This is a genomic window from Providencia sp. wls1943, from assembly GCF_009706275.1.
In the GTDB taxonomy this organism is placed as follows: Bacteria; Pseudomonadota; Gammaproteobacteria; order Enterobacterales; family Enterobacteriaceae; genus Providencia; species Providencia zhijiangensis.
The window spans coordinates 118287-132266 of the sequence record NZ_WLTU01000027.1; the positions used below are offsets into that span (position 1 = coordinate 118287).

11 protein-coding genes are annotated in these 13980 nt (G+C 43.3%); 6 read left to right on the plus strand and 5 right to left on the minus strand.

The features are described from left to right. The first annotated feature begins 78 nt into the window (after window positions 1-78). Window positions 79-1278 (plus strand): NO-inducible flavohemoprotein, encoded by a 1200-nt coding sequence (gene hmpA / locus GKR48_RS17405; protein ID WP_154628973.1) that lies wholly within the window; start codon window positions 79-81, stop codon window positions 1276-1278. Window positions 1279-1419: 141 nt separating this feature from the next. On the opposite strand, the gene glnB is transcribed toward hmpA, so the two are convergent. The 5 genes from glnB to GKR48_RS17430 are packed head-to-tail and all read right to left on the minus strand — an operon-like array spanning window position 1420 to window position 7026. Beyond that, window positions 1420-1758, minus strand: coding sequence for a nitrogen regulatory protein P-II (glnB, locus tag GKR48_RS17410; RefSeq protein ID WP_004921424.1), 339 nt, complete (start codon window positions 1756-1758; stop codon window positions 1420-1422). 12 nt (window positions 1759-1770) lie between these two features. Beyond that, window positions 1771-3393: an NAD+ synthase gene (locus GKR48_RS17415; RefSeq protein ID WP_154628974.1), complete on the minus strand. Its 1623-nt coding sequence runs from the start codon at window positions 3391-3393 to the stop codon at window positions 1771-1773. 41 nt (window positions 3394-3434) lie between these two features. Continuing rightward, complete coding sequence (gene glrR / locus GKR48_RS17420; protein WP_154628975.1) at window positions 3435-4775, minus strand: two-component system response regulator GlrR; 1341 nt, start codon at window positions 4773-4775, stop codon at window positions 3435-3437. Further along, entirely contained in the window at window positions 4772-5584 is an 813-nt protein-coding gene (qseG, locus tag GKR48_RS17425; protein ID WP_154628976.1) for a two-component system QseEF-associated lipoprotein QseG, read from the minus strand. The genes glrR and qseG overlap by 4 nt, the downstream gene beginning before the upstream one ends. A 2-nt stretch (window positions 5585-5586) precedes the next feature. Next, a complete protein-coding gene (locus tag GKR48_RS17430; protein ID WP_154628977.1) occupies window positions 5587-7026 on the minus strand; it encodes a sensor histidine kinase in 1440 nt (479 codons plus the stop codon). Window positions 7027-7977: 951 nt separating this feature from the next. On the opposite strand from GKR48_RS17430, the gene GKR48_RS17435 reads away from it, so the two are divergent. The 5 genes from GKR48_RS17435 (at window position 7978) to GKR48_RS17455 (ending at window position 13959) form a co-directional block, all read left to right on the plus strand. Continuing rightward, window positions 7978-9003, plus strand: a complete 1026-nt coding sequence (locus tag GKR48_RS17435; RefSeq protein WP_154628978.1) for a methyltransferase — start codon at window positions 7978-7980, stop codon at window positions 9001-9003. Window positions 9004-9251: 248 nt separating this feature from the next. Next, window positions 9252-9878, plus strand: a complete 627-nt coding sequence (locus tag GKR48_RS17440; protein ID WP_154628979.1) for a response regulator transcription factor — start codon at window positions 9252-9254, stop codon at window positions 9876-9878. Window positions 9879-9941: 63 nt separating this feature from the next. Further along, entirely contained in the window at window positions 9942-11468 is a 1527-nt protein-coding gene (locus tag GKR48_RS17445; RefSeq protein WP_154628980.1) for an MASE1 domain-containing sensor histidine kinase, read from the plus strand. Window positions 11469-11574: 106 nt separating this feature from the next. Continuing rightward, complete coding sequence (gene uhpC, locus GKR48_RS17450) at window positions 11575-12900, plus strand: MFS transporter family glucose-6-phosphate receptor UhpC (RefSeq protein ID WP_154628981.1); 1326 nt, start codon at window positions 11575-11577, stop codon at window positions 12898-12900. A gap of 27 nt (window positions 12901-12927) precedes the next feature. Further along, window positions 12928-13959 carry an ABC transporter substrate-binding protein gene (locus tag GKR48_RS17455; RefSeq protein ID WP_154628982.1) on the plus strand — a complete coding sequence of 344 codons (1032 nt, stop codon included), beginning with the start codon at window positions 12928-12930 and terminating at the stop codon, window positions 13957-13959. Window positions 13960-13980 lie beyond the last annotated feature (21 nt).

Consider the following 13980-nt stretch of genomic DNA (forward strand, 5'->3'; position numbering starts at 1 on the left):
CGCTAAATATTATAAGTTGCATGCAAAATACATGTTTATAAATTCATAATATTATGAAAATAATTCAGGAGTGCCTGTATGCTTGACCAACAAACTATCGCCACAATTAAATCCACCATCCCTGCCATCGCAGCAACTGGCCCTAAATTAACCGCTCACTTTTATGACAGAATGTTTAAACAACATCCTGAGCTGAAAGATATTTTCAATATGAGAAATCAAACGAATGGCGATCAGCGTGAAGCCCTATTCAACGCCATTTGCGCTTATGCAGTCCATATTGAAACCCCCGAAGCGTTAATTGGCGCAGTGGAGAAAATTGCCCAGAAACATGCCAGTTTAAATATCAAACCTGAGCACTACCCGATTGTCGGGGAAAACCTTCTCGCTGCGATTGATGAGCTACTGAGCCCGGGTCAAGAAGTGTTGGATGCTTGGGGAAGAGCTTATGGCGTGTTGGCGGATATTTTCATTAACCGTGAAAGCACGATTTACCGTGAAAACGCGGAAAAGTCCGGCGGATGGGAAGGTTTACGTGAATTCAAAATCACTAAAAAACAACCTCAAAGTGCTGTTATCACCAGTTTTGAACTCACTCCGGTAGATGGTAAAGCGGTGGCGGATTATCGTCCAGGGCAATATATTACTGTGTACCTGAATGAAAATAGTTTTGAAAATCAAGAAATTCGCCAGTATTCACTCACTACTGCGCCAAATGGGAAAACCTACCGTATTGCGGTGAAACGTGAAGAGCAAGGCACCGTTTCTGGCTTCTTACATCAAAATCTCAATGAAGGCGATATTGTTCGTTTAGCGCCACCATGCGGTGATTTTTACCTTGATGTCGAACCGAAAACACCAGTGACTTTAATTTCTGCTGGCGTCGGCTTAACACCAATGCTCAGCATGCTTAACCACCTCACCACGCACCAACATCAAGCACCTGTGAATTGGCTACATGCTGCTGAAAATGGGGATGTACACGCTTTTAATCAAGAAGTTAGCCAGTTGATATCACAACATACCCAAGGTCATTCAGCAGTCTGGTTTAATCAACCTGCGCCACAAGATCAACTGGGTGAAGATTACCAATACCGTGGATTACTGGATTTAACGCAAGTTAAAGAGAAAATGCTTCAGCCAAATATGCAATTCTATTTCTGTGGACCAGTTGGCTTTATGCAGCATGTTGGAAAACAGCTAATTGAAATGGGTGTTACTGCCGATAATATTCATTATGAGTGTTTTGGCCCTCATAAAGTATTACCGTTAAATTAACCGCGGTTATTCATTATAGTGGATTGTTTTTAAAGCTTTAGTTTTAAATTATTTTTAATTTTGCGGTAACGGACTCGCATATAAATATATTATCATCCCATGTAGGATATATTTATCCCGTTACCGCATTTTTCATTCTAGTTAAATCGCTTCTTCATCCTGCTCACCCGTACGAATACGAATTACGCGAGCGACATCATACACAAAGATTTTTCCATCACCGATTTTGCCGGTTTGCGCCGTTTGCATAATAGTTTCTACACAGCTTTCAACAATATCATCCGGCACAACGATTTCAATTTTTACCTTTGGTAAAAAATCCACCATATATTCCGCGCCACGATACAGTTCAGTGTGACCTTTTTGGCGACCAAAGCCTTTCACTTCAGTCACCGTCATACCCGTGATCCCCACTTCGGCTAACGCTTCGCGCACATCATCAAGTTTGAATGGCTTTATAATTGCATCAATTTTTTTCATTTTCAGTTCCTGTTATGACCAGTTTTTACGGCCAAAACCTGAGGTAATCGGATAACGACGATCTTTACCGAAATTACGCATTGTGATCCGCGGTCCAACAGGAGCCTGACGGCGCTTATATTCGTTAATATCGACAAGACGCACAACTTTGCGAACAATTTCTCTATCAAATCCGAGCTTGATAAGGTCAGCCACAGATAAATCTTTTTCTACATAACCGTCTAAGATGGCATCTAACACATCGTAAGGCGGTAAACTATCTTGGTCTAATTGCCCTGGAGCCAGTTCCGCTGAAGGTGGTCTATCAATCACGCGCTGCGGAATTGCTGGCGATATTGTATTACGATATTTAGCCAGTTCAAAGACCAGCGTTTTTGGCACATCTTTAAGGACATCGAAGCCCCCCGCCATATCACCATACAAGGTTGAATACCCAACTGCGGATTCGCTTTTATTACTGGTCGTCAATACTAAACGGCGACGCTTATTGGACATCGCCATTAAGATCACGGCGCGGCAACGGGCTTGTAAGTTTTCTTCCGTGGTATCCGGTTGAGTACCTTCAAACATCGGCTGCAATTGCGTCATAAAGGCATCAAACATCGGTTCGATGGAGACAATATCAAACTCAACACCCAGTAATTCCGCTTGCTCTTTAGCATCATGGATGCTCATTTCAGAGGTGTAACGGAACGGCATCATAACGGCTTGAACGCGATCTTTACCGATAGCATCCGCCGCAATCGCCACAGTTAATCCTGAATCAATCCCACCGGATAACCCTAAAATCGCCCCATTAAAGCCATTTTTGTTGATGTAATCGCGGGTTGCTAAGACTAATGCTTGATACACCTGAGCAATTTGCGACACTTCAGGCTGCTTCGGCTGCTCAGTCACTAATTTCGCATCTTCAAAGGTGACTGTCGCCACTTGCTCTGCAAATTCAGCCATTTGGTAGACTTGCTTGCCTTTGTTTGCCAGCACTTTCGAGCCGCCATCAAATACGAGTTCGTCTTGTCCGCCCACTTGGTTCAAATAGACAATCGGCAAACCGGTACGCTGAGCATGTTCCACCAGCAGATCACTGCGAATGTGCTCTTTGTTTAAATCATACGGTGAAGCATTAATGGTGAGAACCAACTCAGCCCCCGCCCCTTTCACCGCATCAATCGGTTCGTCATACCAAATATCTTCGCAAATCAGTAAACCGAGCTGATAGCCTTTGAATTCCACCACGCAGGTTTTTTCTGCTGCAGTGAAATAACGAGGCTCATCAAAAACACCATAATTAGGCAGCTCTTGCTTAAAGTAACGGGCTAATAGCTTTCCTTGGTAGAAAAATGATAATGCGTTATAAATTTCATTATCTTCGTACCACGGGTGACCCACGATGATCCCGCATTGACCGCTAGCTTGTTGTAAACGTTTTAATTGTGCGGTGCAACGCTCTTCAAAATCGTGGCGGAAGAGTAAATCTTCAGGGGAGTACCCTGTTAGAGCCAACTCAGAAAACATGACAATATCAGTATTTTCAGCCTGTTCTTCAACAGTTTGCAACATACGATCACAGTTGCCTTCGATGTCGCCAACCAGCCAGTTAAGTTGTGCCAGTGAGATATTAAGCTTACGGCTCATAACGTGTTTGTTCTCCCTTAATCCTTTAGGCTATAAAGGTTTTATTCTTTAAAATCATTCGCTTCTAAATCGTGACGCCCAAGTAATTTATAAAACTCAGTACGGTTGCGTCCCGCCATGCGTGCAGCTTGGGTCACGTTGCCTTTGGTCATCTGCAATAATTTACGCAGATAATTTAATTCGAATTGGTTACGCGCTTCCACAAAGGTCGGTAGCGCCGTATTTTCGCCTTCCAGAGCTTGGCTAACGAGGGCTTCGCTGATCACTGGAGATGTCGTCAATGCGACACACTGCTCAATCACGTTCACTAACTGGCGCACGTTTCCGGGCCAACTTGCAGTCATCAAGCACTTCATCGCATCGCTCGAAAAACTGCGCACAAAGGGTTTATGGCGGCTCGCAGCTTCACGTAATAAATGATTCGCTAATAACGGAATATCTTCCGAGCGTTCATTCAACGCAGGGATCCGCAAGTTCACCACATTCAAACGATAATAGAGATCTTCACGGAACTCGTTTTTTTCCATCGCTTTCGGTAAGTTACGATGGGTCGCAGAAATAATGCGTACATCAATATCTAAATCGCGATTACTTCCTAGCGGGCGAACCTTACGTTCTTGCAGAACACGCAGCAGTTTGACTTGCAGCGGCATCGGCATATCACCAATTTCGTCTAAAAAGAGCGTCCCACCGCTGGCAGCAAAAAACAGCCCTTCACGGCTACTGACTGCACCTGTAAACGCGCCTTTAGCATGTCCAAACAGTTCAGACTCCAGCAATTGTTCAGGTAATGCGCCACAGTTAATCGCGATAAACGGTTTATGAGCACGTGGGCTCACTTTGTGGATTGCTTGCGCTAATACTTCTTTACCCGTACCACTTTGCCCATTAATCAGCACACTCACATCCGATTGCGCCACCATATGCGCCTGCTCAAGCAAGCGGATCATGAGCGGGCTACGCGTGACAATGCCAGCGCTCCACTCTTCATCACTCATCGGTGTAGAAGATAATGCTAATGCCTCATCAATGGCTTTATAAAGCGCGTCTTTATCAACGGGTTTGGTTAAGAAACTAAACACCCCGCGCTGCGTTGCCGCAACCGCATCAGGGATCGAACCATGAGCCGTTAAAATAATCACCGGAAGATTCGGATGGGCTTTTTGCACTTCATCAAACAGCGCCATACCGTCCATTTCATCCATGCGTAAATCGCTAATAACGAGGTCGATTTTTTCTTTCTGGAGTAATTTTAGTGCTTCAGGCCCACTCTCCGCTGTTGAGACTTTAAAACCTTCACTGCTCAAACGCATACCAAGCAATTTTAGCAGGCTAGGATCATCATCCACCAAAAGTAAGTTAGCTGACTTACGGCCGGTCATTGTGCTTTATTCTCCGAGGAATTTTGTTCGGCTGGGGCTGGCTTCGTTTCTGCTGGCGCAGCAACAGCGGCTTCATCTTCTTTTTCAACTTCATTCGCATTTTTCTTGCGAGAAGAGAGCTGGCGTTCGATATCCGTTAAGTTCTCTAACTTGCGGGAAGTATTATTAAGCTCAAAACGCAGCTTGGCATTATCTTCTTTTAGACGGTCAAGCTTTGCATCCATCTCCTGCTGCATACGTTTATAACGGGCATTCGCATCTGCAAGGTTAATCACTTGAACCTGCTGCTCGCGCCACAATTGCAATAATGGGCGAATTGGTGTTGGGAAGCTCAAACTATAGGTGTTGATGCTATCAAGCATTTGGCGACGCTCAGCGATTGTCGGCTCCGCTGAGCCTAAGAGAATATTTTTGGTAAATGAAGTAGACCAATCATTCACTTCAATCTTTTTCGCTTCGGCACGTGCTTTGTCAGCATCCATTCTATCCACACAGCCCATCATACGTAACCAATAGAGGGCATTTTCCTGTGAGATAGGTTCTTGATTTTCCCAAATTGATTCGCAAGAAGCGTAACGGTAATCCGTGGTTTTCACTTCTGGAATAACGACTTTAGCGAGAGTTTCTAATGGTGATTGACCGTTCTTCGCCACACACCCCGTTAAAATGAGCGAGAATAAAATCATTCCCAAAGGAGTGCCTACGCGGGAAGACTTAACGCTTGTCCCACGGCGAATGGAGATTGTTTTTGTCTTCGACAGTACTGCATTACACAATACCGCCAAGAAATCTGTAGACCTGTTTTGCATTATTATTCGTTCTCTGCGGTTAAAGGCAATTCAATTCGGAAGCAAACATCCGCGGATTTATGTGGCACTAATGATAATTCACCACCCATCTGCTTAATACAATCTTGCGCGATGCTAAGCCCTAACCCACTTCCTTTGACGGCACCTTTTCTTTGGAGGCTGCCTTGATAGAAAGGTTCAAAAATCATATTTTGCTCAGACTCAGGGATAGGCGTGCCCGTATTGGCAACCTCAATGAGTAACTTATTCCCTGTCCTGCGGCTTGAGATCCAAATATTACCTGATTCGCCACCATAGTGCACCGCATTGGAGTAGATATTATCAATAACCCTTCCGAGTAAGGTCGGTTCTGCAAGACAACTTTCCACTTTTAAGCGGACATCGGTGATAATACCTTTCGCTCTTGCGGGTAAATTATGTGCATTAACAATATCTTCAATAAGCTTTTTCAAATCAACTTGCTGGGCAACGGGCGGCTCATCGACTAATTTCCGATTATAGTCAAGAAGCTGTTCAATAAGTTGCTGAAGATGCTTACTGCTCTGGTCAAGAATATCAACCACCTCTTTTTGTGAGCTAGTTAACGGACCTGCAACCTCATCTGCCAATAATTCTGTTCCTTCTCGCATACTGGCCAATGGTGTTTTCAGCTCATGGGAAATATGACGCAAAAACTCATGGCGCTGGGATTCTAACCAAGCCAACCGTTCACTTAACCAAATAATTCTCTGAGCAATGATCCGCAATTCTCTTGGGCCTTTAAAACGGTCAGTATCATTTTCCAGAGTCAGTCCCGTTCCTAAACGGTTAATCATACGTTCAATGATTTTAACTGGGCCGATAATCATACGAGTAAATAAGGTCACCAACAGTGCGCTTAGCAAGAAGAGGATCAGTGTTTGCCAACCAAATAATTGTCCTTTATTCGCAATGGCTTTTTGAAGCTGTTCACCGCGGCTAAAAATAACCTCTCGAGTTTGCTGAACGACAGCCGTATTTTGCGCTGAGAATTGCTCTAACACTTTAGTCGTGGCTTCCATCGGCTCATTATTTTCACAACTAATCGCTTTCAGCTTTTGCAGGCCAGTAAAGAGCCCTAGCACTTCAGGTGTCTCTGGCAAAATAGTTTTTTGGCGTTCCAGCATCTGTTCATAATCAGCAAACTGCTTTTCATACTGCGTCTGTAAGGCTTTATCTTGCAATACACAATACTGGCGATAGCTGCGCTCCATTTCCAGCGCGAGGCTACTCATCGCTTCACTGCGCCGAGCATCAAGCAGCGTAGTTTTATTGATATCCGCAGCCTGATTACTCAATTGTTCTAGACTTTGATAAGCCTGATAAGCCAATACCAATAATGGTAAAAGGACTAACCAAAAAGCCATGACCACTAACTGCCGCAATGAGCGCGGAAAAAGACGCAATTTACTCAACGCATTCATCTCTTACCTATTTATATGTAATTCAATGGTAGCAGAACTCCAGTTAATGCGAAAAGTGCTGTTTACATTGATGATAGAGAAACCAATAAACAAATAGATAGCAATGAACATGCCAAAAAAGTGACTGAAACGTGAATGATTTCAGATAAAAACACCACAATAGAACGGAAGGATTAATTCGATAAAAAGGATAAACTTGATAGAAAGGATAAACTCATAGAAAGGAATGTTGATACCCCAGAAATGGGAAGGCGGAGGGAAGAATTGCTTCTCACCTCCGCCAGCGATACTCGGCATTACGCTTGAATGTCGATTTTTTGCATATGATTATGTCTTTCATTAAAGATAATCATATAGGTGGTGCCTCACTCCACGTGTCGCCCTGTGTTTGATAAAGCTCGAAAGCGAATATCGATGATATCGGACGGTAGGCACCTTACTTTGGCATCATTCGGGTTTTATGTGGTATGTTCCCATTTGCTAGGTTTCCCCAAGCTTGGACCTACATAAGCAATTGAATGAGCAACTGACAAATATTATGCACAACCCGTGCCAACTTTTCAATGGGATTTTTATCTCATTGATTCTTATCAAAATTTATCTTCTTACTCATTTACATCATTTCTGAATTGATCTGAATACAGAAAAACGCCACTTACCCAACACAAATCTGTCTCCAATTTAAGACAGTGAATCCTCTCGTTTTTAAATGCTTTATTTATCAATAAGATAAATGTCTCCTTTTAGAGACACTAAAGATCCATGTTTGTCGCCAATATTAGACATTTAGGTTAAGCTACATCCAGATAACAATAAAAATTAGTGTAACCTCGTGATCTTATTGTTTTTTATATTGGTATAGTTAATTTATAGTTTTGATGGTTTTTCCCTTCCCTACGATACTTCAAGTTCCTAATAAAAATACCCTATTCATTCATATACGGAGACTCTATGAGCTTGTCGTCATCCTATGTTTTTTCTCATCTGGAACCTGGCGTTCGATTAATTCACAAATCCGTTGGTTTTATTTTTCAAGCAGCCCTACGTGCGGCAGTGAAGTTAGAATTGGCTGAACATCTGCAAAGTGGTCCTCAAACCGCAGAGCAAATTGCACAAAAAGTTGATGCTAATGCCACGATAATCCACCAAATTCTACGTCTACTCGCCACGCAAAATGTTTTTTCTGCTATTGATGATTGCCAATTTGCATTGAATTCAGATGCTGAATTTCTGTTAGCTGAACACCCTTACTCAATGCGAAGTGCCGTCTTAATGCTCACTGACCAAACATTTTGGCTCCCTTCATTGCATTTTTCAGCGATGGCGCGGGGAGAACCTGTTTTTGAACATATCTTCGGTAGCTCCTTTTTTGATTACTGGGAAAATGAGGCAAATACCGCTGATAGTTTCCATGATGGCATGGCATCACTCTCACGCATTGAAATCCCATTTATCATCACCCAACTTTCATTCCCTGAAAACAGCGTGATTGCCGATATTGGTGGTGGAACGGGTGGCTTACTTGCTGAAATATTAAAAAATAATCCGAATACTCAAGGTATCCTCTTTGACCTAAAAGCCGTGACGGATAAACACATTCTTCATGATTTAAACGAGGATAACCGCTGGACTATTGAAAGTGGTTCTTTCTTTGAGAAAGTCCCTACTGCGGATTTTTATATCTTAAAAACGGTAGCCCATGACTGGAGCGACCAACAACTGGTAAAAATATTCAACGTCATTCGTAGCTCCATGAAGGATGAATCAAAGATCCTATTGATTGATTACCATTTCCCACACAGTAATCACCTTAATGTTGGAAAATTAGTGGGACTTTTATGCACCAACATCAACGTGGGTGCTGATGAACGTTCTAAAGAAGATTTTGAGCTGCTGTTGCATCAAGCAGGCTTAAAAGTCACCAACTTTATTAAAACTGACTGTGATTTATCGATTCTTGAAGCCCAAATAATCTAACAATATTCTCGCACTCGCTTTCACGGTATTTTAGCAGCGAGTGTATAGTCATTCACCAAAATCTATTTTATTTGATGGCAAACTCACTTTATCCCCAAATAAAATATTGCCATCCTATTTATTATCGCTATGATCTTGCGCGTTTCATTTCTGATGTACGTCAGAATTTTATGTTATTCCGCTAGCTTATCCATCCATATATTGATATAAGACTGGCAAATGGTCTCCTACTTACTCTTAACATTACAATGATAAAAATAGCCCTTATTGATGACCATATTGTTGTTCGCTCCGGTTTTGCCCAATTACTGACGTTAGAACCTGACATTAGTATTGTGGGACAATATGCGAGTGCGCAAGAAGCATGGCCGCACCTAATTAGCCTCGATATTGACGTGGCGATTATGGATATATCAATGCCAGATGAGAGCGGTTTACAACTGCTAACCCGTTTACGTAAAAAAAAGCCCGAGTTTCGTACCATTATTTTAAGCATCTATGACACCCCTGCTTTCGTGCAAAGTGCACTTGATGCTGGCGCCAGTGCCTATCTCACCAAATGCTGCGGACCTGAAGAATTAGTCCAGGCGGTACGCTCTGTTCACCAAGGTGGGTGCTACCTGTGTGCTGATGCAATGCGAGCCTTGCGCCAAACACCGCAGCAAAAACAAGGTATTCAAGAGCTCACTAACCGTGAGCGCGAAGTCTTTGATTTACTGGTGGCAGGTCTCAGTGTGAAAGTCATAGCCGAACAATTAAACCTCAGCCATAAAACGGTGCATGTACATCGCGCGAATGTCCTCGGGAAATTGCAATGCGAAAGCACCATTGATTTAGTGCACTACGCCTTAGAACACAACATCATTTCTCGATAGACCGATTTCCGTTCCAGCAAGGTAACGTCCCAGCAAGGTAACGTCCCAGCAAGGTAAATAATAATGAACAAAGCGGCTCGTTTAGGATTACAGTCTCTCTTCCTATTATTTACCTACTCACTGATTTGGGTGGGGTTATGGATCATCGGCTTTTATCTTAGCCAAAATAGCTTTCAAGCCACCCTATTTCTACCGCAAGCCTTACGCCTCACCTTGATGATCCTATTATGGCGACGCTACTGGCCAACGGTTTTACTCGCTGAAGGGCTACTGACCTACTGGCTTGCACAAGAGCAATTACTCACTCAACCTATTTTGCTGTTATCCCCAATATTGAGCCTGCTGGTTGCGATGGTTATCCAAAATATTTGGTGGCGATATACCCTTTATTGGCAACGGCTTATTTTGTTACTGGCTGGTGTGGCCGCCAATAGCATACTCAATGCCTTGCTATTTGGGCTTTTGTCTCAATATTCCATTAGCCAATTATTCTTAACGACATTTACGGGTGGAATTCTCCTCTCCCCCTTTGTTTATCTTATCTATGAATACTTGCACGAACAGCACTATCATATGCTGCTTGACTACGGAACCACGGATAAGCAATTACGTACTTCATTGATTATTTGGTGTTTTCTTTTCTGCCTTGTTGGTTTAAGTGCCCAAATTTTCTTTGCCCCAGAAATTGAGCAACTGATTGTTTTATTAGTTTTTATTCCCAATATTTTTATGGCATACCGTTATGGCTGGCAAGGCGGTGTGTTATCCGCATTACTGGGAAGCTTAATCATCACCTTTGCAAGACAGTTCCACGGGGCTTTTGATGATCTCCAAGAACTACAACTGTTTTTAAGCTCTCAAGCCTTGATTGGTATCGGGTTAGGCATTGCTATCAGCCGCCAGAAGCAACTCTCAAGTAATTTACAACGCTACCGCCAGCGATTAGAAGAAGAACTTCATGCCCGTCGAGACCTGATGCGCCAACTCGTGCACACCGAAGAAGATGTGAAGAAAGATATCGCCCGTGAACTTCATGATGAGATTGGACAAAACATTACCGCGATCCAAATCCAATCTATGCTGGTGAAGAAAACGGCGACTAACGATTTAAGCTATAACGCTGCCAGCCAAATTAATGAGCTAGCACTACAGATCCACCAAGCCACCCGCCATCTATTGCGCCAATTACGTCCGCCTGTACTCGATGAAATGTCCCTTGAAAACGCACTCACCCATCTAATCGGTGAATTTGCATTTAAAGAAAACAATATTCAATGTGACTTCCATTACGGATTAACTGAAACCCCAGCCAATGAAACGGTGTTATTCACCCTTTACCGGTTAGTTCAAGAGCTACTGAACAATATCAGCAAGCACGCCAAAGCCACAAAAATCCACATCTCACTAAATCAACAAGGTGACTCGATACAGCTAATTGTGGATGACAACGGTGTAGGCATTCCTTTTAGCAAACGCACATCAGGCTTTGGTTTACGCGGAATTGAGGAACGAGTCAGGGCCTTAGGTGGTGACTGGACGCTAACAACGCAAAGTGGTACCAAAATAATTGTTAACTTGCCCACATTTTGAAATGAAATAGTGAAAAACTAGGAATATTTCCTAGCCTCCTAATACCTTATCTCATCCTTTTATTTAAAAACTTCATTACATTCTGCCAAACGGGAGAAACTCTATCATGACAGGTAAAAGCAAACTGGGTTTAGACAGCAATTACCGTTTTTGGCGTCGCCGCTTGATGTTTTCTATGATCATCGGTTATGCCGCTTTTTACCTAACTCGTAAAAGCTTTAATTTTGTTATGCCGGTCATGCAAGTTGAGCTGTTTTTAGACAAAAGTGATATTGGTTGGATCGCCTCCGCATTTTACCTTGCTTATGGTTTATCCAAGTTTATATCCGGTATTTTCCACGACATTACAGGCTACCGTTGGTTTATGGGGGTAGGTTTAGTCATGACGGGGATCCTCAATATCATTTTTGCCTACTGTTTATCGTTTCCTGCATTGCTGGTTGTTTGGACACTAAACGGGTTTTTCCAAGGCTGGGGTTGGCCACCTTGTGCGCGCATTCTAACCCATTGGTATTCGCGCAATGAACGCGGTTTTTGGTGGGGACTGTGGAATATCTCTATCAACCTTGGTGGAATGGCACTGCCACTGTTAACCGCGTTACTCGCAACCCATTATAGCTGGCAAATGGCGTTAATCGTTCCGGGCATTATTGGTGTGATTTTAGGTTTATGGCTATGTCGCCAGCTTAGAGGAACGCCAAAAGAAGAACATTTACCCACAGTCGGGCAATGGCGACATGATGCATTAGAGTTACGCCAAGAGCAGCTTTCTCCCCCACAATCCATGTGGGTGATTTTAAAACAAACCATTGTGTTTAACCCAATGATTTGGCTGCTCGGTTTCACCTACATTTTGGTTTATCTCATCCGTATTGGGATAAACGATTGGGGAAATTTATGGCTAACCGAAACACACGGAAGCAATTTATTAAGTGCCAATGCCACGTTAGCACTGTTTGAATTAGGTGGTTTATTGGGCGCACTGTGCGCGGGTTGGGGTTCCGACCTCCTGTTTCGAGGGCAACGCGCACCGATGATTTTGCTGTTTTCCTTAGGTCTATTCATTTCTGTGAATGCCTTATGGTTAATACCAATTCATCACTACGGGCTATTAGCTGCATGCTTCTTAGCCAACGGTTTCTTTGTATTTGGACCACAGATGTTAGTCGGTCTAGCTGCTACAGAATATTGTCATAAAAAGGCAGCTGGAACGGTAACGGGTTATCTTGGATTGTACGCTTATCTAGGGGCGGCAATCGCAGGATGGCCGCTCTCTCAAGTGATTGCCAATTATGGTTGGTCAGGGATGTTTACCTTACTCGCCAGTGCAGCCGCTTTGATGGGGCTACTACTGATGCCTCTTTTGATTGCCAATGTCAGCAAAAGAGAGCATTTAGCCGGTGCAGTTTCACCGACACATAATAATAGTTAATCCGAAAACGTGAATAAAGGACTGACAATGAAACTTAAGACTCTCTCTACACTCGTTGCAGCAGGTTTATCCCTTGCCGCTATTACAACCACTGCAAACGCAGCGGGTCGTTTAGTGGTTTACTGTAGTGCGACCAACGCAATGTGCGAAGCGGAAACGCAAGCATTCGCTAAGAAATACGACGTTAAAACCACGTTTGTTCGCAACGGTTCCGGCAGTACGTTAGCGAAAATCGAAGCTGAAAAACGTAACCCACAAGCAGACGTCTGGTATGGCGGAACCTTAGATCCACATTCACAAGCGGGTGAAATGGATCTGCTTGAGCCGTACAAATCCCCTAACCTGTCTCAAATCATGCCGCAATTCCAAGATCCAGCTAAACGTAAAGGTAACTACTCTTCTGCGGTTTACATCGGTATCTTAGGTTTTGGTGTGAATAAAGATCGCTTAAAAGAGAAAGGGTTACCAGTTCCTACTTGCTGGAAAGACCTGACTAAGCCTGAATATAAAGGCGAAATTCAAATCGCGGATCCACAAAGTTCAGGGACTGCCTACACTGCATTGGCGACTTTTGACCAACTGTGGGGCAACGAGCAAGCCTTTGATTACCTGAAAAAACTGAACGCGAACATCTCCCAATATACCAAATCAGGTATTGCCCCAGCACGTAACGCGGCTCGCGGCGAATCTGCTATCGGCATCGGCTTCCTGCATGACTACTCTTTAGAAGTTGAAAATGGTGCGCCATTAGAGTTAATCGCGCCATGTGAAGGTACAGGCTATGAAATCGGCGGGATCAGTATTCTGAAAAACGCACGTAACATGGACAACGCAAAATTGTTCGTGGATTTCGTTCTGTCTAAAGAAGCCCAAGAACTGAGTTGGAAACAAGGTCAATCTTACCAAATCCTGACTAACACCACCGCAGAGTCTTCTCCACTGTCTCTGAAACTCAAAGACTTAAACTTAATCAACTACGATATGGATAAATACGGCGATGCTGAAGTCCGTAAGAATCTAATCAACAAGTGGGTTACTGAAGTTAAAATGAGTAAATAAGATGTTGAGTGCGGCGCCCGT